The sequence below is a fragment of the Jeotgalicoccus psychrophilus DSM 19085 genome, assembly GCF_000425845.1.
Taxonomy (GTDB): Bacteria; Bacillota; Bacilli; order Staphylococcales; family Salinicoccaceae; genus Jeotgalicoccus; species Jeotgalicoccus psychrophilus.
In genome coordinates this window covers 1-23,392 of record NZ_KE384463.1, presented here as the reverse complement: position 1 = coordinate 23,392, position 23,392 = coordinate 1, and the positions used below count along the sequence as shown (strand labels likewise).

Below are 23,392 nucleotides of genomic sequence, written 5' to 3'. Positions count from 1 at the left end.
AACGGGCTGAGTGTTTTCTTAAAATTATTCTATTTCAAAAATATCATCTGTATGTTCATGCAGGTCTTCAGGCCCATTGATGTGAGCTGTGATACTGTACTCTCCAGGTTCAACTTCTGCTGTTTTTGCAGTATAAAACCCGTCACCCTGATGTTCAGCATTCAGCCATGTAATTTCTTCTGTTTCAGGTTCCTGCACTTCAAAACGGACGCGGTCCGCTTCGTATGCTTCATCTTCTTTCAGCAGCTCAACACTGATTACTGAAGGATCTGCTTCATTATCAACAGTCAGATTAATATCCAGTACATGCTCATGGTGGTGTTCGGCGCTCTCTTCGGCCGGTTCGTGAGTTTCTTCGCTTTGTGCTTCTTCAGTTCCATTGCCGCATGCAGCGAGTGCCAAAGTCAGGCCTGACAGTAAAAGTAACTTCTTCATAAAAATCCTCCCAAAATTATATATGCACTTATTTTATCAGACCTGTTTATACATTCGTGTATATTTTAAGTTCCTTTAGTGACAACATACGAATAAATTAATTCATATATTTGAATGATACCAGGTAGTTCATCCCATTATTTTTAGCAGATGCACCGGGCATCTCTGTTCTGTCATACTCTTCGAATCCAAGTTTTTCATACAGTTTAATTGCAGGAATATTCGTATCAGCAACATCGTCAATAATAAAATTATCGTAAGGCGTATTTTCAATAATATGTTGAATAAGCAGAGACGCGACACCTCTCCCTTGGAAATTTCGCGCTGTTCCGACAAACTCTATAGCTCCTGTATTTTCAAGAAGATTCTCGTGATACTTTTCAAATGGTTTCTTTAAAAGTAATCCGGCAAGAGCACCTTTATATAAGCCTAAATGTTTTCTCAGTTCTTTTTTATTTAATTTTACTGATGAATAATTTCTTTTCGTACAAGCAGTGACTCCGGCAACTTCACCATCTATAACAGCTACATAAAATTTATCGAGCACAAACATATGCTGAAATGCTTTCGCAATAACCTGTTTATCTTTTGAGAAAAAATTCAGCCACTGTGAAAATCCATCGGCAAATATCTGTCCCATCTGTTCCCTTACATCAAGATCTGTTTCATCTGCTTTTACTATTTTAAATTCTCCATTATGTAATTCCAAACATATTCCCCCTGTTTTGTTTAAGATTAGTATTTATTAATTATATAAATAGATAAATAAATTGTACAGTTTACATAAAATGATAGGAGATATCCCCTCAAAATTTATATTATATAAAATATATCAACTCCCCATCAAATTAATTTGATGGGGAGTTGATATTAACAATTATTAGACTTTTACTTAACGCTAATTATCTTACATATTCGAATATTCCTGCTGCACCCATACCGACACCGATACACATTGTTACCATACCGTATTTCGATTCCGGTCTGCGCTTCATTTCAGCAAGCAGTCTCGCTGTCAGCATTGCACCTGATGCTCCGAGCGGATGACCAAGTGATATTGCTCCGCCGTTCACATTCGTTTTTTCAATATCCAGCCCCGCTTTTCTAATCGACGCTACTGTTTGTGAGGCGAATGCTTCATTCAGTTCAATTAAGTCCATGTCTTCTACTGATAATCCAGCCTGCTCAAGTACTTCCGGTATTGCATATGCCGGACCGATTCCCATAATTTTAGGATCCACACCGACTGCTTTAAAGCCGACAAAGCGTGCGATTGGTGTTACTCCAAGTTCTTTCACCTTATCACCCGACATCATCACAACAAATCCTGCACCGTCTGTCAGCGGTGCTGAAGTACCAGCTGTAACAGTACCATCCGCTTTAAATACTGTTCTAAGCTTCGCCAGTCCTTCCATATTTGTATCCGGACGGATATGTTCGTCAGTTTTATATTCACCTTTCGTAACAACCGGTCCTTCTTCGTTATAATCCACTTTATTCACTTCAACCGGAATAATTTCATCTTCAAATCTTCCGGCATCCAGTGCTGCCTTCGCCCGCTGGTGGCTTTGCACTGCATAAGCATCCTGGTCTTCTCTTGATACTTTGAACTCTTTTGCAACCATTTCAGCAGTCAGTCCCATCGGATATGACACACCTGAGTCTTTATCCTGCAGCACCGGGCTGTTCGTTGGCTCATTACCGCCCATCGGGACAGCACTCATTAATTCAACTCCCCCTGCAACCAGCACGTCTGCCTGACTTGCCATAATCTGGTTTGCCGCCATTGCAATCGTCTGCAGTCCTGATGAACAGTAACGATTTACCGTCTGACCCGGTACTTCATTCGGCATGCCTGCAAGCAGTGCGATTGACCGTGCTATATTCTGACCCTGTAATCCTTCCGGGAATGAGTTACCGACAATAACGTCTTCAACCATTTCAGGGCTGAATTTACCGTCGACACGGCCAAGTACACCTTTAAGAACCTGTGCTGCCACCTCATCTGGTCTGTCGTGGAACATCGCGCCGCCTTTTGCTCTCGCGGCAGCAGATCTTCCGTAAGCTACTATATATGCATCCTGCATTTAACTTCATCCTTTCTCTGTTTGTACGTGTTACTAATTACGTAGCGGTTTGCCCGTTTCAAGCATATGACTGATACGTGCATATGTTTTCTCGTTCTGCAGGAGATCTAAAAATCTCTCTCTTTCGAGTTTTTGTAAATATCGCTGATTAACATACGTGTTACGCGGTATATCCCCGCCCGATAATACTTCTGCCATTTTCAATGTAATTTCGTAATCGTGGTCACTGATAAAGTTACCAAGACGCTGAGCGTCCAGCATTCCTTCTGCAAGTGCTTTAAAGTCACTGCCGAGAGCAATGTACTTTCCTGCAGGTTTAGGAATATAGTTCATTTCCGATTCGAGACGCGCTTTATTTAATGCAGCTTCAACACGCTGCTCAACATTTAGAATAATGGAGTCAGTATCTCTTAAATAACCATATCTCTTCGCCTCATAAGCGTTTGTCGATACTTTTGCCATTCCGATATTTGTCAGCACTTCAGACATCGACTGCTGCTTATCATCGTGTTTATGATTTGTACTTAATATACGATCCGACATTTCAGCAAGTCCGCCGCCGCTCGGTAAGAGGCCGACACCCGCTTCAACCATACCGATATAAGTTTCACTCGCAGCTACGACGAATGGTGAATGAAGTACTAACTCACAGCCTCCGCCGAGTGCTTTACCCTGAACTGCTGTTACTATCGGTTTAAGTGAATACTTCATACGGTTGAAACTGTTGTGCAGCTGGTCGATTGCCGGTCCGACTAATTCTTCGACCTTTTTCATTTCGTGAGATTTTTTCATCATATACAGATTTGCTCCGACACTGAAGTTTCTGCCGTCGGCATATAAGACCATACTTGAAAAATCTTCCGTCTCCAGCAAATCAACAGCCTCAACTAAATCTTTCGAAAACCCGTCAGAAATTATATTGTTATTGCTCTGCAGTTTTAACAGCAGCTGATCCGTATTAACAACCGATAGATTTGAGTCTTCCCGGTTCCAGATTTCACTGTCGATTAATTCACTTACCGGTGTCACGCGCTCGATCGATTCGCCTTCTTCGTAAAAAGGCTGAGTGCGTTCTTCAATCCATTCAGGCAGTTTTCCGAGTTCTTCTTTCATACGGTTTTTAACTCGACTGAAGCCCATCATATCCCACAGCTGGAACGGCCCTTGTTTCCAATTAAAGCCCCAGACAAGTGCACGGTCTATATCTTTATAGTCCGATGCTGCTTTAGGAACATTCAATGCTGAATAATAGAAATTGTTCCTCATCGTTTCCCACATGAATAATCCTGCTTTGTCGTCAGCATTAAAAATAACATCCATATTTGCTGTTAAATCTTTGCTGAACTTGCCGAGTATTGGAAACTGCGGTTTTGACTGTTCAACATAGTCACTTGTTTCGGGATTAAATACGAGAATTTTATTCTTCTCTTTTTTATAAAATCCCTGTTTAGTTTTTCTGCCGAGTGCTCCCGCTTCAACTAATTTTTCAGCAACTTTTGTACTGCTGAAGAACTTCTCTTCGCCCGGTACTTTCTGCATTCCTTTAGTTACAGTGACTGCAATGTCGATACCAACTAAATCACTTAAGCCGTAAGTTCCGGTACTTGGACGGCCGATGCTTCTCCCCGTCAATGCATCAGTGTCGGAAATTGATATTCCCGCTTCTTCTGCACGGTGCATAATATCGTTCATCGTTTGTGTACCGACACGGTTAGCGACAAAACCAGGTACATCATTGGCAACAATCACACCTTTACCAAGCTTGCTTTCTGCAAAATCCTGAGCTGCTTTTACTGATTCTTCAGCTGTATCTTTCAGAGGAATAATTTCAACCAGTTTCATAATACGCGGCGGATTGAAAAAGTGCATGCCGAAAAATCTTTGGCGTTCTTCTTTATTGAAAACTTTCGCAATATATTCAATCGGAATCCCTGAAGTATTCGTTGCAAATAATGCATTATCCTTCGCCACTGCTTTAACTTGCTTCCATACGCTGTGTTTAATCTCCAGCTCTTCTTTAACCGCTTCGATATAAATATCTGAGTCGTCTTGACCCTGCAGATCTTCTTCAAAGTTGCCGTATGTTAAATTTGGAGCAAAGTTTAAATCAAACAGTTGCGGACGTTTTTTATCCGTAATCATTTCAAAAGATTTTCTCGAAATTTTGTTTGGATCTTTTTTATCAATTGCTATATCAAGTATTTTTACTTTTAAGCCTGCATTAACGAGCAGGGCAGCAATCTGGCTGCCCATCACTCCCCCGCCAAGCACGGTCGCTTTTCTTATCGTCATGAAAAACCCTCCAAATTATTTTATCTTTATACTTTTCATACACTTTGTCTTTAAATAAATGCTGAATCGCCTGTTAGCGCTCTGCCGATTACCAGTGCATTTATTTCGTGCGTGCCCTCATAAGTGTAGACAGCTTCAGCATCGGAGAAGAATCTCGCAATATCATACTCTGCCAGAATACCGTTGCCGCCGTGAATTCCGCGTCCCATTGCTACTGATTCCCGCAGTCGTAACGCATTCATCATCTTCGCTGTTGATGTTGCCACTTCATCGTACTCGCCGTTTTCCTGCATACGCGCAAGCTGTGCTGACATTGCTATTGCGTGTGAAAGGTTCCCCTGCATCATCGCAAGTTTTTCCTGAATCAGCTGATACTTGCTTATTTCTTTTCCGAATTGTTTACGCTGTGTAACGTAATCAAGCGTTGCACGAAGCGCTCCGGCCATCGCACCAGTTGCCATGTATGATACACCTGCACGAGTAGAGTAGAGGATTTTGGCAATGTCTTTAAAGCTGTTAATATTCTGCAGTCTATCTTCTTCTTTCACGACTACATTATCTAAACGAATATTAGTATTCGGTATAATTCTTAATGCAATTTTATTTTCGATTACATCGATTTCTACGCCATCCTGTTCAGGACGGATAATGAATCCTTTCGGCTTCCCTGTTTCTACATCTACTGCAAACAGAGGAATAACATCGGAGACATTTGCTCCGCCGATCCATTTTTTCGCACCGTTAATAATCCAGTTTTCTCCGTCGAATTTAGCCGTTGTTTCAAGACCGCCTGCAACGTCGGAACCGTGATCCGGCTCAGTCAGTGCAAAACACGTTCTGAGTTCGTGAGACTGAAGTTTTGGCACATATTTAGCAATCTGCTCTTTTGAACCGCCGAATAAAAAGGCATTGTGTCCAAGCCCCTGGTGTACACCAAGAATTGTTACCAGTGATACGTCGAAACGTGCGATTGTATATGACATAAAGAACTGGAACAGCTGGCTCGGAGTTTTTGCACCTTCACGGCCTTCAAATAACAACGGATTTCTAAAATAGTTCAATTTCCCCATATCGTCGAAGAAGTCTTCAGGAACTGTTGCATTTGCCCAGTGATTGTTAATTGAATCACGATATTTGGATTCAAGCAGATCGTCCAGCTGTTTTAGAAATTTAACTTCCCCTTCAGTAAGTTCCTTAGCATTATTTAAAATATCCTCCGGATATAATTCTTTCAGTATTTGGTCTTTTTCTGTCATAGTATTTCCCTCCGCCTTATATGATAACGCTTTCAAATAAAGTTAAAATTTTTAAGCTACACCGTTTTCTTTTGCTTTCTCATTCATTAAACGCTGAATTTCCAGTTTATCCGGTTTCGCAGTAGAGTTTAATGGAATATCTTTCATTTCCATATACATCCTCGGAATTTTATACCCTGCAATACGTGCTCTGACGTGTTTATCAAGAATCTCTTCGAAGTTCTCTGTTTCTTCTGTCAGTACAATCGCCGCAGAAACTGATTCGCCGTACTCAGGACTGTCATAACCCACAACAATAGCTGTACGTACAATCGGATGTTCAGACAGTGCCGCTTCAACTTCTGAAGGCAGGACGTTTTCACCGCCGGTAATAATTAACTCTTTCTTGCGGTTGACGATAAAGATATCACCGTCTTCATCTTTTTTAGCAAGGTCGCCTGTAAGGAAGTAGCCGTTCTTAAATACTTTGGCTGTTTCTTCCGGTTTGTTCCAATAACCCGGTGTAACATTTTTCCCTTTAACTGCCAGTTCACCGATTTCCCCGACTTCGACCTCATTACCGTCATCATCAAGCAGCTTGCTTTCAACGTACATAATTGATTTCCCGATGCTCATCGGTTTTACTTTCGAATTATGAGGCGTGTTTACCATAGTAAGCGGTGCTTCTGTCAGACCGTATCCGTTAATCAGCGTGTGCCCCATACTTTCAAATTTCTTCTGTACAGCAGGCAGCGGTGAAGATCCGCCCTGGATCAGATATTTAATGTTTTCAAAGTTTTTTATATTAAAATTATCTGCAACCAACATGCCGTAATACATCGTTGGAATCATAATCAGATAATCCGGTTTAAATTTGCTCATCAGATCGTTCAGCTCTGCACCATCAAAGTAACGGTGAAGCACAAGCGTGCCCCCAGCCATAATTAAAGGCAGTGCCGTATCATTCAAGCCAAGGACGTGGAACGTCGGTGTCGAAATAATCGTTGTCTGATCTCCGGTCACTTTGTACGTCAGGGCTGCATTAATAATATTCGCAACAAATGATTCGTACGTAAACATTACTCCTTTTGGCATCCCTGTTGTGCCGCTTGTGTACATCAGTGAAGCAAGATCTTCGCTTTCGACATCAACAGTTTCAAACGGACGATGCTGAGCCGGATTACAGATTTCATCGTACTCCGGTGAGTCGATATCCATGTGAAGCAGTTCTTCAGGAGTCCCGGTTAAGCTTTCTTTATGTCGCAGCGAGTAGAAAATCATTTTAACTCCCGAATCTGCAATGATACTCTGTATCTCTTTCGGTTTTAAGCGCCAGTTAATCGGAAGGTAGACAGCACCCATCTTGAATGAAGCAAATAAAAGGTCAAAGATTGCCACATCATTCGGTGCAAAAATCCCTACAACATCTCCGCGTTTAATACCTTGTTCCTGCAAATAATTCGCCAGGTTTTCAGCACGTGTATTTAAATCCTGATAAGACCACTGTGTTCCTTTCGCAGGGTCAATAATTGCCGCTTTTACTTCATCATAGTCCGATCTTGTTTTAATCCAATCATAATTCATTTACATCTTCCCCTTTGTTAATGATTATTTTTAATTGACTGAGTCAATTGCCCCCAGCTTTCCTGAAATATTTCACTGCTTATTTCTGTTAAATCTTTAGACACTAAAGGCTTAAAATCCATCTGAGATAAAATATCTCTTTCGAGATCAAGTCCCGGAGCAATTTCAATCAGTTCCATTCCCCTGTCAGTCAGCTGAAATACTGCACGCTCTGTGACGTAGTAGACATTTTGACCAAGCTCCCTTGAATACTCTGCATTGAAATCCATACTCTGAACACTTCGGACGAACTTCTTGGAATGCCCTTCTGAATCGATAATCAGTTCATTATTCTCACAATGCGAGTCGCTCCCGACGACCATCGTACCTGAGAATATTAACGTTTTTACTGTCTGGCTGATATCGATAAAACCGCCGCTGCCGTTCATTCTGTCTCCGAACTTCGAGACGTTGACGTTGCCGGAACTGTCGATTTCAGCAAAGCTGAGAAATGCGATATCGAGTCCCCCGTTAAATATAAAGTCCCATGTCATATCATGGCGCATTCTTGCATCCAGATTATAGTTCATGCCAAAGTGATTTCCGCTGCCGATCATTCCCCCGAATATACCGGTATCGATGTTCAATTTGACAAGATTCTCAGCACCTTCTTCACGCAGTACATTGGATAGCTCATTATTAATCCCGTAACCGATACTGACTGTATGACCGGGCTTTAAAAACTGGGCCGAACGCCGTAAAATTATTTTTCTGGAACTAAACTCTAAAAACTTTTCCTTACTCTGTGAAATTCTGTGATGGCCGGATAAAGCGGGATCGTAGTATGTCTGTATCACCTGCTTATGATATTTTGGATTTTTGTTTACTACAATATAATCGACAAGCTCCGATGGTATAAATACATCGCGCGGATTGAAACTCCCCTTTTCAATTAGCTCTTTTACTTGAACGATTACCTTGCCTCCGTTTTGTCTTGCAGCAGAAGCTGCACTGAAACCTTCACCAAGATGCGATTCGTGAGTCATATAAATATTCCCGTTCTCATCGGCGAATGTACCTCTTAATAAAGCCACATCAATTTTTGGAAAGTCATAATACAAATACTGTTCCTTATTAATCTCTATTAAAGAAACTAAATCATCACGAGTAGCATCGTTAACTTTCCCGCCGGACATTCTCGGATCAACAACCGTATTCAAACCGATTTTGGAAATCATCCCCGGCGAAGAAGAAGCCTGTTCCCGGTATGACGTTGCGATAATACCCTGCGGTAGAAAATATGCTTCAATTTCATTGTTTTTAATCGCTTCAACCGTTACAGGAGAAGCAATCACGAGACTGGCAATAATTCTTTTAACCATGCCGCGTGAGACGAATGAATCAAGGTCAAAGCCGTCATCAAAATCACTGATATCATTCGACACAACAAAAGTTAAATTGTCAGTTTTTCCATCTTCATCATACTGCTCTGCCAGATATTTCAGCACTTCCATCGGTAAGTTCCCCGTGGACAGAGCAGCTATTGAAATAACATCACCGCTTTTAATAATATTTCTTAAATCCTTATATGAAATAATCTCCATATTCTATTCTCCCGACATAGTTATATTCAGTTAATCTTTTGCATATAACCCTTTCTTTATTTATCCCCTTCACTTTTTCAAATGTACCACCACGCTTTTAAATTGTAAACGATTTCATTTCATTATTTTTTAAAATTTTACATTATATAATTTCACACTAACTGTTAATACCAGGTACTATTAATAAGTCTGTAAGTGCTGATACCATTGATATAATAACGTTTTAAACTATTTACCTAAGATTAATATTCAGAAAATATTACTTTCTTCAATATGAAATAATTATGACTTGACTTTAATGTCAAAAAATGGCCAAGTACCATAAATTGGTCCGTCCACTTTCTTTTTTACGGCAGTAAAATTATTTTGACATGAAAATTAAAAAACCTGTGATTCAGCTTTAACTGCTGAAACACAGGGAGTAAATATTATTTAACTAATGGACGGCTGTTTTTAATAAATATAGATCCTATTAAACCAATCACACCTGTAATTAATACAGCATAAAAAGCGTAGTTAATACCGTGTGCAAGAAAATCTACAGGATTAGCAGCACCAAACTCTGCAATATAACGATTCTGCCCGGCAGTAAATAATGTAATTGCAATTGCTGTACCGGCGGCACCGGCAACCTGAGTTAATGTATTCATCGCAGCTGAGCCATCTGCATACAGCTCCTGAGGAAGCTGGTTCATCGCATTTGTCTGAGCAGGCATAATTGTCATCGAGACACCGAGGAACAGAATACATAGAGCCACTACTACTTGCCATACTGGTGTAGTTGCTGAAAGAATGACTATAAATATAATTGCACTAATTGTAATAAGAGTAAATCCAATGCGTGTAAATATGCGTGCACCTACCTTATCGAAGTTAGACCCAACGACTGGTGACATGATAATATTTAAAGCATTCGCAGGCAGCATAAGCAGTCCTGCAGCAATTGCTGTATAAGCTAAGACACTCTTTAAATAAAGCGGAATTAAAATCGCAACTGATAAAATAATAAATAGTGTTGCGAACATTAGGACTGTGCCCAGTGTAAACATCGGATATTTAAATACGCTTAAGTTAATCATCGGCTCTTTCATTTTAAACTGACGAATTGTAAATAAAATCAATGATAGTAAACCGAGAACAAGCGGCAGCCAGACTGTCACGTCTGATAAAGGCAATTCTGCCAGTGTCGCTAATGCAAATACAATTCCGCCGAAAGAAACAGTAGATAACAGTAACGATAATATATCAATTTTCGGTTTTGTAATATTCGAGACATTTTGCATTTTAGGTGCACCTATTACCAGTAAAATAATATTTAGTATCATCATCACTACAAAAATAAAATGCCAGCTTGATGCACTGATAATCAGTCCGCTTATCGTTGGTCCGAGTGCAGGACCTGCAGTAATTACTAAACCAACAATCCCCATTACAGCTCCGCGTTTATTCATAGGGAAAATCATTAATACAACACTGAACATCAGAGGCAGGAAAACGCCTGTGCCGACGGCTTGAATTAAACGCCCTATAAGTAAAATTGAAAAACTTGGGGCAATTGCCGCGAGCAATGCGCCTATTGTAGAAATGATTATCGCACCAGTGACGAGCTGGCGTGTCGTAAACCAGCGTACCAGATATGATGACAGCGGTACTAGGATTGCTAATACTAATAAGTAGCCGGTAGTCAGCCACTGCGCTGAGCTTGCACTTATAGAAAAATCTTCCATAATATTTGTCAAAGCCATATTTAATGCAGTTTCACCGAATAAACCGATGAAAGACCCAATCATTAAAACTGCAGCCATTAATTTTGGGTTTTTAACTTGTAAATGTGATTCCATATTTCTAACTTCCTATCCTTATATAATTTTTGACTTAATCATTTTTTCAAAAATACATAAAAACAGTTAGTAAAAGTTATTACGGTACTTTAAGTGAATATAATTAGTCTGTTAAAAACTATATCAAATTTCTCCTGAGAATTTCTAATGAAATTTTCATTTTATATTTATCAAATACATATTTCAGACAATTTTTTTGAAATTATTTCCAGTAAAATAAAGTTTAAAATAATTGTTTAAAATCCCACTCTTAATGTAAACGATTGCATTTTTTTATTTTAGTTTTCACTTCATTTCAAACGCCGTTAGCACAAGGTTTATAGCGTTTTATTAACATTTGATAGGAAGACCCGATTTTTTTCAATACCTTTAACGTTAAAAATAAAAATAATTACGAGAAAAATCATTTAATTATACAAGCTTTAATAAGCAGAAGACAAAATAATGTCGATTTACATACACTTAACCATCCCTTTTCACTCTTTAGTTAATGTAAAATAGTATATGAGAGAAAAATTTTACATAGAGGTGAAATGGATGCTGTTGACAAAAGCAAAGAAATTCATTCGAGAGATGCATCATGAGCTGGGGTTAAATTCATCTGAAATGAACAGCCGCTTTAAACAGATTGAGAATGAAATTAATGAAAGCGGCACATATACTCATACTGCTGAAGAATTAACTTACGGCGCTAAAATAGCATGGCGTAATTCCAACAGGTGCATCGGCAGATTTTTCTGGGATAAATTAGAAGTACGTGATTTAAGGCATATAAACAATGAAGATGACTTCATCACTTCGATTAATAATCATATTGAGCACGCTACGAATGATGGAAAGATTATTCCGCTTATTTCAATATTCTCTAATGATCTTAAAATATATAATGAACAGCTTTTAAGGTACGCGGGCTACAGAAATGCAGGTGATCCTAAATCTGTTGAAAGCACTTCACTCGCGGCAAGCTTAGGATGGATTAAGGAAGAAAATGATTTTAATATATTACCTTTAATGTACAGTGTTAATGAGGAAGAAATGAAATATTATGAATATCCTCAATCAATTATTAAAGAAATCTCTATCACTCATGACCAGTATCCTGATTTAGAGAAACTTGGTCTCAGATGGTATGCTGTACCGATTATTTCCAATATGGATTTAGAAATTGGCGGATTGTTTTATCATACTGCCCCATTTAACGGCTGGTATATGGAAACGGAAATCGGTGTCAGAAACTTTACTGATGAGTACCGGTACAATAAATTAAAAGATATTGCCGAAGCATTTCATTTAGATACTTCAAAAACATCGACTTACTGGAGAGACAGGGCATTAGTCGAGTTTAACTACGCTGTCTACCATTCTTTTAAAAACAGCGGTGTCTCAATTGTTGACCACATCACTGCCTCCAAACAATTCCAGCAATTTGAGAAAAGAGAACACAAGGAAGGCAGAGAAGTTACAGGAAAATGGAGCTGGCTTGCTCCCCCTCTGTCCCCTTCACTGACCCATAATTATCATAAAGGATTTAAAGACACTGTAAAATCTCCAAACCTGCTTTACAGAAAAAAAGAGAGCGGCTGTCCGTTTCATAATTAAACAGTAAAACCCCCTTTAGTCAGTAATGCTTAGACTAAAGGGGGTTAATTATATGACAGACAGTAAGGGATTCGAACCCTTGAAACGAGTTAACGTTTACACGCTTTCCAAGCGTGCGCCTTCAGCCGCTCGGCCAACTGTCCTGAATAAAAAAACAGAAGTGCGATTACACTTCTGAGTATGACCCGTACGGGACTCGAACCCGTGTTACCGCCGTGAAAGGGCGGTGTCTTAACCGCTTGACCAACGGGCCATGGCTCCACAGGTAGGACTCGAACCTACGACCGATCGGTTAACAGCCGATAGCTCTACCACTGAGCTACTGTGGAATAATAAAAAAATGGAGCGGGTAGACGGGATCGAACCGACAACATCAGCTTGGAAGGCTGAGGTTATACCATTTAACTATACCCGCAAAGGTAATTAATAAAATATGGCTCAGGACGGAATCGAACCGCCGACACTGTGAGCTTCAATCACATGCTCTACCAACTGAGCTACTGAGCCATGCTATATAAAATTTAAAAATGGCGGTCCCGACGGGAATCGAACCCGCGATCTCCTGCGTGACAGGCAGGCATGTTAACCGCTACACCACGGGACCACTCTTATGTATTAAAATAAAAAAATTGCGGGAGAAGGATTCGAACCTTCGACCTCCGGGTTATGAGCCCGACGAGCTACCACTGCTCCATCCCGCGCCAATATTATTTAACATATATTTAATGTCTGTTATATATACTATAGGTTTAAGATGAATATTTCAAGTCTTTTTAACCATTTTCATATAACAAATTTACACTTTCTTAATTATTGAAGTTTAACAGCTGAGTTCTCTTTTTTAGGGTAAGGGTATTATATATTATTTCAGGAGGGATTCTATGAGCAATGATGTTAATCAATCGTACTGGTCAGCTTCCGTTGAGCTTCCAAAATATCCTGAACTCAAGGAAAATATAACTTCCCATATACTTATAGCCGGCGGCGGCATCAGCGGTTTAATGAACGCTTACCAGCTCGCTGTCAGAGGATATGAAGTAACATTAATTGAAGGCAATGAACTGGTCGGCGGAACTACAGCTAATACAACTGCAAGAATAACTGCACAGCAGGGTCTCATTTACAGTCAGTTGAAAAGCCAGAAGGATGCTAACACAGCACAGTTATATTACGAATCTCAAATGAGTGCAATTAACGAAATCGAAAGTATTGTTAAAAAATATAATATTGATTGTGATTTTAAACGTGTGGACAGCGTAATTTATGCCGAGCACGAAAAATCATTGAAAGATCTTAAAAAAGAAGAAAAAGTATATAAGGAACTTTCAATTGACGGTCACCTGACAACAAATGAACATGACCTTCCATTTGAAACAGCCGGAGAACTTATTATGAAGAACCAGGCTGAATTCCACCCTCTTAAGTTTTTACAAGGAATTATTGAAGTGCTTGAAGATTTAAATGTAACGATATATGAACATACACGTGCTAAAAGCGCTGACGGCAATACTCTTACGACAGTAAATAATCATAGTATAGATTTTGAGTATTTGATTATCGCGACACACTTTCCATTCCTCGATATTGAAAACTTTTACTTTAACAGTTTTAAAATCAGTTACGGCTACGGTCTCGTCGCAGAAACATCCACGCCAATACCGGAGCATCTTTCAATGAGCGGTCATGACGGTGCCGGCTTATCTATTAGAAACGTTGTGAAACCCGATAGTGCATTACCGGTACTTCTCTTTGGCGGACTCGGACACGGTTCATATGAAGAAAACGATATGGCTATGCAGCTGTCTAAGCTCGAACATTACGCAGGACAGAAAACTGCAAACAAGGATACTTTGTATGCATACCGCGCACAGGATTTAATGACTGCCGACTCCCTGCCTTTCATCGGTCATTTCAATAAGCAGGATAAGCACTATTTTGTCGCATCAGGTTTCAATAAATACGGTATGACAAACGGCGTACTTTCCTCTCTGATAATCAGTGATTTAATAGAAGATAAAGATAACATGTATAAAGAAATGCTTGATCCCGGCCGTAAAAAAGGCACTTTTCAGCAGTTAAAACAGCACCTGACCAATCCGTTCCATGTTGCAGAATCAGAAATAAAGAACATGGCTGAATCTCATCCGAATCTGGATGACCTGCATCTGGAAAAAGGTGAAGGTACAGTTGCAAAAGATGGAATGTCTAAAAAAGGTGTCTATCGTGATGAAGATAACTATTACGTCGTATCTAACCGCTGTACTCATATGGGCTGCAGTTTAGGCTGGAATAATGATGACAAGACTTGGGACTGCGCCTGCCACGGATCCAGATTCAATTACACAGGAAAAGTTATCGAAGGTCCTGCCACGGATAATCTTGATTCTGAAATCAGACCATCCAAATAAAATAATCCCCTTTCCGGGGATTATTTTTTATGATTTTCATAGTAAATACTCATTGCCTGCTGCATAAATTGAGCTAGTCCGTCTCCAAATTTATTTATATTTTTAGTGAATCTCTCGTCTTCGACATACATATCTCCAAGACCTTTAAACATTTCTGGAGAATAGTCCCCTATTTCATTTAGAAATTCATACCACTCATGAATTTGCTGTTGAGCATCCTCTGATTCTGGTTCCAGATGTCTGACATTGGCTAGTTCTGTATAAATTTCATTGAATCTCCGTTCCGCTTCTTTTGTTCCCGTCTTTTTTAAGTTTCGCTTAGATTTATCAACTGCATCACTCCCCCATTTCTCTTTCGCTTCTTCTTCATAGGGATTGTGCGAAAAATCCACACCTTCAAATTTCTCTTTATTTGTCATCATCATCTCTCCTTTTTCACTGCTGATTGTTTTATCTATCAGTTTCAGTATACTATTTAGTCTCGACTGCTCCTTTAAAATGATACTTTTTTGTATCTGCAGTGCTTCTGTTTTATCATAATACGGACTGTCCAGAATTTCTTTAATCTGCGTAAGTTTAAAATTCAGCTGTCTGAAAAAAAGTATTTGCTGCAGTCTTGAAATATCTGTATCTGCATAATCACGGTAGCCATTTACTTTATTTGTATCAGGTGTCAGCAATCCGATTTCATCGTAATGATGCAGCGTTCTGACGCTCACACCTGCAATGTCTGCCAGTTCTTTAATTTTCATATCCCTCACCTCTTAATTTCGAGTATAAACGATGACGTTACGTTATAGTCAACGTCAATTTTATTATTGTTTTAACAGGGTATAAACTATAAGATAGAATTAATATTTACTAAAAGAGGATGATAATCAATGGCACAGCAAGACAACAGAAAAAATAATAAATTTATCCGTCCGAGACATTTAAAAAAATTGGGACTCCCCGGGATGATTGTAATACTGTTATTATTTATCGGTGTAACTGTCTATAATGATAATTTCGCCGGTGAAGATACTGAACAGGAAACAACTGCCGATAATGAAGTCACAGTGGATCAGCACATCGATGGTGATACGACACGTTTTAACTACAATGGCAGTTCTGAGAGCTTCAGATACTTAATTATTAATACGCCGGAAATCGGCAGAGACGGCGAGCAGGATGAGCCGTACGCACAAGAAGCATTTGAAAGAACTCAGGAACTGCTTGATAATGCTGACACGATTACAGTGGAATTCGATGAAGAAGAAAAAGACCACTATGACCGTTACTTGGCGTATGTATATGCAGATGATGAGATGGTTAATGAAGTACTCGTTCAGGAAGGACTCGCTTCTGTAGATTATGTGCATCCCCCAAACGATAAATATGAGGACCTGCTGAAAGAAGCTGAACAGGAAGCTAAAAATGAAGGCGCTGGAATGTGGTCAGCACAATAAAAAACTGGGAACCCTGATTGAGGATTCCCAGTTTTTACTTTTATGCTTCTACTTTGCTATCAGACTCTATCCAGTTCTGCGACCATTTCTCAATATCTTTTAACACAGGTTCAAGTGAATGACCTTTTTCTGTTAAAGTATATTTAATAACAACAGGCGTTTCCGGAATAACTTCACGGTTGATAAGGCCTTCCTGTTCCATGCTTTTCAGACGATCTGATAATACTTTGCCGCTGACACCGGTTGCTGCCTGAATTTCACCGAATCTGGAATTACCATCCAGCATTTGATAAATAAGCAGAGCAGTCCATCTTTGACTTAATATATTTACCGCTTTTTCAAAGCGTGGGCACATTTCATTCTTGGACATTTACACCACTCCTTATTAAAATATAATAGCATAAAAAAGTATATATTAAAAGTAAAATTAATTACTTGCCATAACTACATAGTCATTGTATACTAAGTTACATTAAGTTACCAATTAGGAGGATTACTATGACATTTCATAATAATAACGCAACATATGTAGAAACAGTATCATTAAATATAAAAGATCTTAATCGTTCTGTAGAGTTCTATACTAATACAATCGGCTTATCTGTAAAAGAACAGGACGGTACACGTGCTGAACTGACTGCAGACGGAGAAAATATTCTGCTTATTTTAAACCAGGTCGATAAAGAACGCACACACCCGCGTGCTGCAGGACTATATCACTTCGCGCTGCTGCTGCCGACAAGAGAAGACCTTGCACTGATTACAATGCACCTGGCTGCAAAGAGAATACCTTTAGGCTCAGCAGATCATCACGTAAGTGAAGCACTCTATTTAGATGATCCAGACGGCAACGGCATTGAGATTTATATCGACAGAGAGCCTGAACACTGGATTTGGAATGACGGTCAGGTACACATGGTTACTGACCCGCTGAATGCTGAGGACCTGCTGAAAGACAGACCGGATCCTGCAAACTTTAAAGGATTACCGAAAGATACAATAATGGGACACATTCACCTTCATGTCAGTGAACTTCAAAAGACTGATGAGTTTTATACAGAAGGCCTTGGCTTTGAAGTGATTCTCAACTTCGGCGGGCAGGCGCTATTTATGGCAACTGAGAAATATCACCACCATATTGCAGCAAACGTTTGGAACGGTCTCGGGGCACCAGCACCTGAAAAAGGCAGTATCGGCCTGGATTACTATACTGTAATTTATCCGTCAGATGAAGCGTTGAACGATGCTGTATCAAGACTTACAGCTCTTGGTTTCACAACTGAAAAAGAAGATGGCTACACACTGACACTGGACCCTTCCGGCAATCACATTAGAATGCAGACACACAAAAGTCACAATTAATTGAAAGAGATTCTCAATTAGGGTTGACTCATTCTCAATAAGTATTGTATATTAGTAATTGAAAATGATTATCAATTAGAATTAATAGGCCCCCTCTTATTAATAAAAATCATTTTCAGCTACTTAAATCTAATGTACTCACATTTATAAAGCCATACCCAGACCCAGGGTGTGGCTTTTCTTATTTTTTGATACACTTATAAGACTAACTGAGAAATGAGGCGTCAGCATGACTTTTAAATCAAAAATTGATCTGCCCTTCAGTATAATGATGGTCATCTCAATTGCTGTGTTAGCAATTATCGGATTTTTTCCATTCTTTCTCGACGGGCCTTTAGACTTTTGGTCTGTTTCTATAGTTCTTGCAGCTACTCTTCCTGCAATTCTTCTGCTTATTTTAATGACATTTAATACCAGATATATTTTCTATGATGATTATCTGCATGTAAAATCCATACTGTTTGGCAGCAAAATTCCGTACAGGGATATTTATAAAGTACATCCTACTGCAAATTTTATTTCGGGTTACCGTGTAATGACCTCTAAAGATGGTCTCGAGATTCATTCCAGAAGTATCGGTTTAGGCAGCGTGAAAATATCTCCTCAGAATAAAGATATATTTATAGAAGAACTAAAAAAACGTGCAAGTCATGCACAATATCAAGATATATAGAAAATCTGTAGCTGATCAGTGCAGATTTTTATTTTTTGCATAAAAAAAAGACAGCCGAGGCTGTCTTTTGAAAGCTTATATTAAACCGTAGTGACGTTAGTAGCTTGTGGGCCACGTTGTCCTTCTTCGATTTCAAAGTTAACTTTTTGTCCTTCTTCTAATGATTTGTAACCATCAGCTTGGATAGCAGAGAAGTGTACGAATACGTCGTCTCCAGCTTCCTGTTCGATAAATCCAAATCCTTTTTCTGAGTTAAACCATTTTACTGTTCCTTCGTTCATAGAAAAAACCTCCTAGTGCTTTTGCACTTAAATATTTGCAATTGTTAATGTAAAAATTTTAAGAGTTTTTCAAACGAATGAAACAATTAAAATATTTGTTGATTAAGAACTACTCTTAAGATAATACAGGGTTTATGTGTAAAAGTCAACTGTTTGTGGAATTCTTTTTATATATTTTTTTCTGGACTCTCTTCCAGTTCTTCCGGATGTACGAAACCTCTGTCTCTTTTAAGGGTTTCTTCAATTCCTGTAAGAACAGTTTTAACATCCTCAGGGTTATATAAATCCATCTTATCTATATCAATGACGTAAACAGGTGAAATTCCCTTGCTGTTGTACTCAGTCAGGAATTCGTTTTCGTACATGTTATAGAGGTCCTGATAGTATTTGTATAGACCAGGGTTACCTTCAATCTGTTCAAAGTCTCTGCCGCGTCTTTTAATTCTTCTTATAACTTCTTCAAGTGACCCGTGAACCATAACCATCAAGTCCGGTGATTTCTTAAACAGCACCTGCTGTTTATATAAATCATTCAGTTCTTCCATCATGTTCTCGTGCAGATCTAAATACGTTTCGTATTCCGCTTCATCCATTGAGCCGTTTTCATACTGAAGTCTCGCAAAGATCATCGCATCTTCATAAATAGAACGGTCCAGCACTGAGTTAGGATGTGCCATTGCTTTTTTAATCGCTTTGAATCTGTGATTAAGGAAAAACACCTGAAGGTGGAAACTGTATCTTTCCGGCTCGTCATAATATTTTGCCAAGAATGGATTGCCGTCTACTTTCTCTTCCAGCAATTCCACTTCAAAATGTTTCGCTATGACTTTACCCCATTCTGTTTTACCTGCACCAATTGTTCCTGCTAATGTAATCAATATACCGTCACCTTTTCCATGGATCATTTTTTTCACCAAATTTATAGTTTTTTTCTTTACTTATATAATTGATATATTTCTTTGTTTAATCAAAATTAAGCCTTCACTATTTTACCAGAAAAATAGTATAAAACTACCACTTAATTTTGGCAATTATCGTTCCATGTCACTTTTTGCTCTAATCGTTTTAAAAGTGTCCTTTATTTTCTACTATATAAGTAAAATTACTCATCTCTTAGCTGGCATCAAGCATTAAATTTCCAGCCTTTAGGCATTTCATAATACACTGGTCATACTATGAATAAAGGGAGAAAGTAATATGAAATCATACTACAGCGATGTGTTTCAGTTCAGGGGTACTCATTACGACTTCGGCTATTTACAGGGACAGCAGTTGAAAAACTCCCCCATTTTACCGAATCGTGAAAGACAATGGCGCAAAAGAGAGAATCGTCATTTTATCGTTGACCCTGAGACGTCTATGAATATGCTGCGGAAGATTGCCCCTCAAGTACTGGATGAAATTCAAGGACTTGCCGATGCACTGGAACTCGATATCACAGAAGCATTTAAAAAGTTCGGCGGTTATTATTTGGAGCTGACACGGAGCGGCTGTTCTATTTTTACCGGCAATGATTTTTTCGTCCGGAATTACGACAGCCATCCCCGCGGTTACGAAGGACGTTATATATTTTATCAGCCGACAGATCGAGGCTACGCTTTTATGGGTCCGACGATGCAGATCACAGGACGTATTGACGGTATGAATGAGAAAGGTCTCGTTATCGGTTATAACTTCACTCACACTAAAAAATCTGCAGACGGATTTATGTGCAGTATGATTGCAAGGCTTGTTCTGGAAACATGTGCAAATACTGATGAAGCAGTCGCACTGCTGAAAGACATACCCCACAGGCATTCGTTCAGCTATGTCGTACAGGATTCGAGAGGCATTCCTTATGTGATAGAAGCCTCACCGAGAAATGTCGCTGTCAGACAGTCTAATATATGTACAAATCACTTCCATATGCTGCAGGAAGAAAACCGCTACAGACAGGAAGAATCACTTCAGCGTGAACAAAACATCATGAACAAGCAGCAAAATACGAGTAAACCGTATGAAGCCTTTAAAATCATGAACAGTCTTAATGAAGGTATTGCATCAACCAAATACGATGCATCAGCAGGAACAATTCATACATCGGTCTATATGCCGAAAGAATTAAAAGCATTATTTGTTATTGGCCTGAACAGGAAACCAGTTATTTTTGATTTTAATAAATGGCTGCAGGGGAAAGATATTAATATTACGAAGATCAAAGGTGAGCTGGACTTTGACAAGCCTTTTGTTAATATGAAATGAGCTGTTAATACAGTGTAAACATTCAATATTAAATGGGCCGGTGATTATTTTTGAACACAGAACTTCTTATATTATTTCTCATCGTCATCATGGCTTCGTCATTGCAGACAAGCACCGGTTACGGCTTCTCAATTGTCGGCACGCCCTTTCTGCTGATGGTGTTTCCATTTCATGAAGCAATTCAGATTAACATTATACTTTCAATTTGTTTATCATCGGTGATGATTTATAAAATACGCACAGAAATTGATTTAGAACTGCTTAAAAAATTAATATACGGCAGTCCGATTGGACTCTTTGCCGGAATTCTTATATACCTGCATATGGATACAGAATTTATTAAACTCAGTGTCGGGATTATTGTGCTTATTTTGACTCTACTCTTAATCAGTAATTTTACGGTAAAGAGAACAGGAATTAAAGACTATACAGTTGGCGGGCTGTCAGGACTGCTGACTACAAGCATCGGCGTACCAGGACCGCCCCTGCTGCTGTATTTTTCAGGTGCAAGAATTGATAAAACTATATTACGCAGTACAACACTTGCCTTCTATCTATTCGCATATACAGCAAGCTTAATCATGCAAATAACATTCGGCGGGACGAACACAGAAATATGGCTATCATCCGCTCTTGCCCTCCCTGCGCTCTTTTTAGGCGTAGTTATCGGACAGATGGTGTTCAAAAAAATTACTCAGAAAGTATTCTTAAATATTACATATGTAATTTTGATATTTACTGGAATATATTTGCTGATTACGAGTATTTAAAAATGTGAACAAAAAACAGCAGCCTGTCTCAGGCGGCTGTTTATTTATATGAGCAGTAACCTGGTGTATTAAATAAGAGGTTTAACAACCTTCTCTTCCCAGATTGGCTTATTAGATTTTATAAATGAAATTAGATCATCTTCATCTTTAAAAATTGTCTCATCGCGATCGATGCTGTTAAAAGATGCGATGGTTAAACGATAACCGAGAATCGGGCGTTTGGATATAGTGTATTCGTGTCGCTCTGTAGAAAAAGTGATCTCATCGTCCGTAGACTCTAAGACTACCCAGTATCTCGAATTAATTAAACTTAAGATGTTTTTCACATGGTTCCTCCTCTTTCATATGAATTAATCATACCACCTTCGATGATTCTAAAGTGAAGATTTTAAAAAAATTCACAACCAAAAAGAAGTAGAAACAGACTAATTTTTGATAAGGGAGAATAGTAGAAAACATTTTTATCAATATCTGTTATAGAAGCTTATTGCCTATATATGACAGTGTTGCTATATTTAATTAAAAATAGAAATTAATTAGGAGGAAATACTAATGAAGAAATTATTATTGTTAGGTACGGTATTATTATTCGCAGCTTGCAGTAGTGAGGAGGACGCACCCGTAGACGAGGAAGTTAATGCGTCAGTTGAAGCAGAAGATGAGACAGAGACAGAAGACGTTGCGGTGAACGAGAACCCTAAACCGGGCGACCCTGTCGTATTAGTGAACGAAGAATCAGACGAGGGTGTGATGGCGATATTCTCAACAGAACATAACGGCAAGCTCGTCCATGCGGACCTCATCGAAGCGTTAGATCATAATTCAATGATTGTCGATTACGGTGAAGGTGAAGTCGAAGCACGATTTGCGCATATCGCAGATGTCTCGCACAGCGAAGAGTTTTCAGAACGCGGGCGACTGCGTATGACCGGGTTTAACGAAGATCCTGAGAGCGAAGTGATATTCGCCGCGGAGCTGATTGGTGAAGACCCGGACGGCACACCAGTCATGACGTTGTGGTATCAACAGCCGGACTCAACGAAATGGGACTTAGTTATCGTACAAGGTGTCCTTTACGGTGATATGGTACTCTCTAAAGAAGATACTGAAAGTGCATTCCTGGATAAGATGATCATGATGGAAGACGAAGCGAAGATCGATACGCATCTTGAGAGTATTCACGACAGCGGTATACTCGATGACGCAGAATTAAATTTACTTAATTAATCACCTATTTGAAGAAACATACGATTCTGATGAAATGAACGCCTTAAGTATATTAGATAAAATGCCAGATAGTATATCAAATTGACAGGCTGACAATGACAACTGAGATATTGACAGACCTTTGCCAACCCTACTCATTTTTAATCACTTTAGATATTAAATGCAAAAAACAACAAAACCCCGTTAATCAGCGTTTACCGCTGATTAACGGGGTTTATTAGTTAGTATTAACGGAGATGGAGAGAATCTCAAATCTCGTTTTTCCTTAATTTCTATATAAATATTATCCAGTTAAATCAAGGGGTTACATTATCCTGTTAATGTGT

21 protein-coding genes and 7 tRNA genes are annotated in these 23,392 nt (G+C 39.1%); 8 read left to right on the top strand and 20 right to left on the bottom strand.

Translation table 11 applies throughout. The annotated features are described in order from the left end of the window. Window positions 1-24: 24 nt before the first annotated feature. The 8 genes from H625_RS0108930 to H625_RS0108895 form a co-directional block, all read right to left on the bottom strand. Window positions 25-435: a FixH family protein gene (locus H625_RS0108930; protein WP_026859593.1), complete on the bottom strand. Its 411-nt coding sequence runs from the start codon at window positions 433-435 to the stop codon at window positions 25-27. Window positions 436-532: 97 nt separating this feature from the next. Further along, window positions 533-1,144, bottom strand: coding sequence for a GNAT family N-acetyltransferase (locus H625_RS0108925; protein ID WP_245573127.1), 612 nt, complete (start codon window positions 1,142-1,144; stop codon window positions 533-535). Between the two features lie 193 nt (window positions 1,145-1,337). After that, window positions 1,338-2,522 carry a thiolase family protein gene (locus H625_RS0108920; protein WP_026859591.1) on the bottom strand — a complete coding sequence of 395 codons (1,185 nt, stop codon included), beginning with the start codon at window positions 2,520-2,522 and terminating at the stop codon, window positions 1,338-1,340. 33 nt (window positions 2,523-2,555) lie between these two features. Further along, on the bottom strand, window positions 2,556-4,814 hold the full coding sequence (fadB, locus tag H625_RS0108915; protein ID WP_026859590.1) for a 3-hydroxyacyl-CoA dehydrogenase/crotonase FadB: 2,259 nt from the start codon (window positions 4,812-4,814) through the stop codon (window positions 2,556-2,558). 50 nt (window positions 4,815-4,864) lie between these two features. Continuing rightward, on the bottom strand, window positions 4,865-6,070 hold the full coding sequence (fadE, locus tag H625_RS0108910) for an acyl-CoA dehydrogenase FadE (protein ID WP_026859589.1): 1,206 nt from the start codon (window positions 6,068-6,070) through the stop codon (window positions 4,865-4,867). 51 nt (window positions 6,071-6,121) lie between these two features. Next, the gene (fadD, locus tag H625_RS0108905; RefSeq protein ID WP_026859588.1) at window positions 6,122-7,633 is read right to left on the bottom strand and encodes a long-chain-fatty-acid--CoA ligase FadD; all 1,512 of its coding nucleotides are present in this window, start codon (window positions 7,631-7,633) and stop codon (window positions 6,122-6,124) included. A gap of 17 nt (window positions 7,634-7,650) precedes the next feature. Beyond that, a complete protein-coding gene (gene fadX, locus H625_RS0108900) occupies window positions 7,651-9,216 on the bottom strand; it encodes a fatty acid degradation protein FadX (RefSeq protein ID WP_026859587.1) in 1,566 nt (521 codons plus the stop codon). A 428-nt stretch (window positions 9,217-9,644) separates the two neighbouring features. Next, the gene (locus H625_RS0108895) at window positions 9,645-11,057 is read right to left on the bottom strand and encodes a DHA2 family efflux MFS transporter permease subunit (protein WP_026859586.1); all 1,413 of its coding nucleotides are present in this window, start codon (window positions 11,055-11,057) and stop codon (window positions 9,645-9,647) included. Between the two features lie 537 nt (window positions 11,058-11,594). On the opposite strand from H625_RS0108895, the gene H625_RS0108890 reads away from it, so the two are divergent. After that, window positions 11,595-12,656, top strand: coding sequence for a nitric oxide synthase oxygenase (locus H625_RS0108890; RefSeq protein WP_026859585.1), 1,062 nt, complete (start codon window positions 11,595-11,597; stop codon window positions 12,654-12,656). A 56-nt stretch (window positions 12,657-12,712) separates the two neighbouring features. Here H625_RS0108890 and H625_RS0108885 read toward each other — a convergent pair. The 7 genes from H625_RS0108885 to H625_RS0108855 form a co-directional block, all read right to left on the bottom strand. Further along, a tRNA-Ser gene (locus H625_RS0108885) sits at window positions 12,713-12,799 on the bottom strand. A 38-nt stretch (window positions 12,800-12,837) separates the two neighbouring features. Then, window positions 12,838-12,909, bottom strand: a tRNA-Glu gene (locus tag H625_RS0108880). Between the two features lies 1 nt (window position 12,910). Then, window positions 12,911-12,985, bottom strand: a tRNA-Asn gene (locus H625_RS0108875). A gap of 12 nt (window positions 12,986-12,997) precedes the next feature. Beyond that, window positions 12,998-13,071, bottom strand: a tRNA-Gly gene (locus H625_RS0108870). Window positions 13,072-13,090: 19 nt separating this feature from the next. Beyond that, window positions 13,091-13,163 (bottom strand) — tRNA-Phe (locus tag H625_RS0108865). Between the two features lie 21 nt (window positions 13,164-13,184). After that, window positions 13,185-13,260: transfer RNA gene (locus tag H625_RS0108860), tRNA-Asp, on the bottom strand. 25 nt (window positions 13,261-13,285) lie between these two features. Then, a tRNA-Met gene (locus H625_RS0108855) sits at window positions 13,286-13,357 on the bottom strand. Between the two features lie 180 nt (window positions 13,358-13,537). On the opposite strand from H625_RS0108855, the gene H625_RS0108850 reads away from it, so the two are divergent. Continuing rightward, on the top strand, window positions 13,538-15,064 hold the full coding sequence (locus H625_RS0108850) for an FAD-dependent oxidoreductase (protein WP_026859584.1): 1,527 nt from the start codon (window positions 13,538-13,540) through the stop codon (window positions 15,062-15,064). A gap of 20 nt (window positions 15,065-15,084) precedes the next feature. Here the strand turns inward: H625_RS0108850 and H625_RS0108845 are convergent, their stop codons facing one another. Continuing rightward, a complete protein-coding gene (locus tag H625_RS0108845) occupies window positions 15,085-15,816 on the bottom strand; it encodes a MerR family transcriptional regulator (protein WP_026859583.1) in 732 nt (243 codons plus the stop codon). A 129-nt stretch (window positions 15,817-15,945) separates the two neighbouring features. Here H625_RS0108845 and H625_RS12895 point away from each other — a divergent pair, with 129 nt between their 5' ends. Further along, window positions 15,946-16,512: a thermonuclease family protein gene (locus H625_RS12895; protein ID WP_051239041.1), complete on the top strand. Its 567-nt coding sequence runs from the start codon at window positions 15,946-15,948 to the stop codon at window positions 16,510-16,512. A gap of 40 nt (window positions 16,513-16,552) precedes the next feature. Here H625_RS12895 and H625_RS0108835 read toward each other — a convergent pair whose 3' ends face one another. Continuing rightward, window positions 16,553-16,882, bottom strand: coding sequence for a winged helix-turn-helix transcriptional regulator (locus H625_RS0108835; protein ID WP_026859582.1), 330 nt, complete (start codon window positions 16,880-16,882; stop codon window positions 16,553-16,555). 128 nt (window positions 16,883-17,010) lie between these two features. Here H625_RS0108835 and H625_RS0108830 point away from each other — a divergent pair, with 128 nt between their 5' ends. Both H625_RS0108830 and H625_RS0108825 read left to right on the top strand, forming a co-directional pair. Then, window positions 17,011-17,874 carry a VOC family protein gene (locus H625_RS0108830; protein ID WP_026859581.1) on the top strand — a complete coding sequence of 288 codons (864 nt, stop codon included), beginning with the start codon at window positions 17,011-17,013 and terminating at the stop codon, window positions 17,872-17,874. A 229-nt stretch (window positions 17,875-18,103) separates the two neighbouring features. Further along, window positions 18,104-18,547, top strand: coding sequence for a PH domain-containing protein (locus H625_RS0108825; RefSeq protein WP_026859580.1), 444 nt, complete (start codon window positions 18,104-18,106; stop codon window positions 18,545-18,547). An 80-nt stretch (window positions 18,548-18,627) separates the two neighbouring features. Here H625_RS0108825 and H625_RS0108820 read toward each other — a convergent pair whose 3' ends face one another. Next, the gene (locus H625_RS0108820) at window positions 18,628-18,828 is read right to left on the bottom strand and encodes a cold-shock protein (protein WP_026859579.1); all 201 of its coding nucleotides are present in this window, start codon (window positions 18,826-18,828) and stop codon (window positions 18,628-18,630) included. 167 nt (window positions 18,829-18,995) lie between these two features. Next, complete coding sequence (locus H625_RS0108815) at window positions 18,996-19,733, bottom strand: deoxynucleoside kinase (protein WP_026859578.1); 738 nt, start codon at window positions 19,731-19,733, stop codon at window positions 18,996-18,998. Window positions 19,734-20,025: 292 nt separating this feature from the next. On the opposite strand from H625_RS0108815, the gene H625_RS0108810 reads away from it, so the two are divergent. Next, a complete protein-coding gene (locus H625_RS0108810; RefSeq protein WP_026859577.1) occupies window positions 20,026-21,069 on the top strand; it encodes a C45 family autoproteolytic acyltransferase/hydrolase in 1,044 nt (347 codons plus the stop codon). A 50-nt stretch (window positions 21,070-21,119) separates the two neighbouring features. Then, entirely contained in the window at window positions 21,120-21,839 is a 720-nt protein-coding gene (locus tag H625_RS0108805) for a sulfite exporter TauE/SafE family protein (protein ID WP_026859576.1), read from the top strand. Window positions 21,840-21,907: 68 nt separating this feature from the next. Here H625_RS0108805 and H625_RS0108800 read toward each other — a convergent pair whose 3' ends face one another. After that, entirely contained in the window at window positions 21,908-22,165 is a 258-nt protein-coding gene (locus H625_RS0108800; RefSeq protein WP_026859575.1) for a hypothetical protein, read from the bottom strand. Window positions 22,166-22,391: 226 nt separating this feature from the next. On the opposite strand from H625_RS0108800, the gene H625_RS0108795 reads away from it, so the two are divergent. Then, window positions 22,392-23,066 carry a hypothetical protein gene (locus H625_RS0108795; protein ID WP_026859574.1) on the top strand — a complete coding sequence of 225 codons (675 nt, stop codon included), beginning with the start codon at window positions 22,392-22,394 and terminating at the stop codon, window positions 23,064-23,066. Window positions 23,067-23,392 lie beyond the last annotated feature (326 nt).

What these genes read in the sequence shown, in the direction of transcription:
- H625_RS0108930 (WP_026859593.1), bottom strand. Translation starts at nt 435, where the DNA reads ATGAAGAAGTTACTTTTACTGTCAGGCCTGACTTTGGCACTCGCTGCA.
- H625_RS0108920 (WP_026859591.1), bottom strand. Translation starts at nt 2,522, where the DNA reads ATGCAGGATGCATATATAGTAGCTTACGGAAGATCTGCTGCCGCGAGA.
- fadB (WP_026859590.1), bottom strand. Translation starts at nt 4,814, where the DNA reads ATGACGATAAGAAAAGCGACCGTGCTTGGCGGGGGAGTGATGGGCAGC.
- fadE (WP_026859589.1), bottom strand. Translation starts at nt 6,070, where the DNA reads ATGACAGAAAAAGACCAAATACTGAAAGAATTATATCCGGAGGATATT.
- fadD (WP_026859588.1), bottom strand. Translation starts at nt 7,633, where the DNA reads ATGAATTATGATTGGATTAAAACAAGATCGGACTATGATGAAGTAAAA.
- fadX (WP_026859587.1), bottom strand. Translation starts at nt 9,216, where the DNA reads ATGGAGATTATTTCATATAAGGATTTAAGAAATATTATTAAAAGCGGT.
- H625_RS0108895 (WP_026859586.1), bottom strand. Translation starts at nt 11,057, where the DNA reads ATGGAATCACATTTACAAGTTAAAAACCCAAAATTAATGGCTGCAGTT.
- H625_RS0108890 (WP_026859585.1), top strand. Translation starts at nt 11,595, where the DNA reads ATGCTGTTGACAAAAGCAAAGAAATTCATTCGAGAGATGCATCATGAG.
- H625_RS0108850 (WP_026859584.1), top strand. Translation starts at nt 13,538, where the DNA reads ATGAGCAATGATGTTAATCAATCGTACTGGTCAGCTTCCGTTGAGCTT.
- H625_RS0108845 (WP_026859583.1), bottom strand. Translation starts at nt 15,816, where the DNA reads ATGAAAATTAAAGAACTGGCAGACATTGCAGGTGTGAGCGTCAGAACG.
- H625_RS12895 (WP_051239041.1), top strand. Translation starts at nt 15,946, where the DNA reads ATGGCACAGCAAGACAACAGAAAAAATAATAAATTTATCCGTCCGAGA.
- H625_RS0108835 (WP_026859582.1), bottom strand. Translation starts at nt 16,882, where the DNA reads ATGTCCAAGAATGAAATGTGCCCACGCTTTGAAAAAGCGGTAAATATA.
- H625_RS0108830 (WP_026859581.1), top strand. Translation starts at nt 17,011, where the DNA reads ATGACATTTCATAATAATAACGCAACATATGTAGAAACAGTATCATTA.
- H625_RS0108825 (WP_026859580.1), top strand. Translation starts at nt 18,104, where the DNA reads ATGACTTTTAAATCAAAAATTGATCTGCCCTTCAGTATAATGATGGTC.
- H625_RS0108820 (WP_026859579.1), bottom strand. Translation starts at nt 18,828, where the DNA reads ATGAACGAAGGAACAGTAAAATGGTTTAACTCAGAAAAAGGATTTGGA.
- H625_RS0108815 (WP_026859578.1), bottom strand. Translation starts at nt 19,733, where the DNA reads ATGATCCATGGAAAAGGTGACGGTATATTGATTACATTAGCAGGAACA.
- H625_RS0108810 (WP_026859577.1), top strand. Translation starts at nt 20,026, where the DNA reads ATGAAATCATACTACAGCGATGTGTTTCAGTTCAGGGGTACTCATTAC.
- H625_RS0108795 (WP_026859574.1), top strand. Translation starts at nt 22,392, where the DNA reads ATGAAGAAATTATTATTGTTAGGTACGGTATTATTATTCGCAGCTTGC.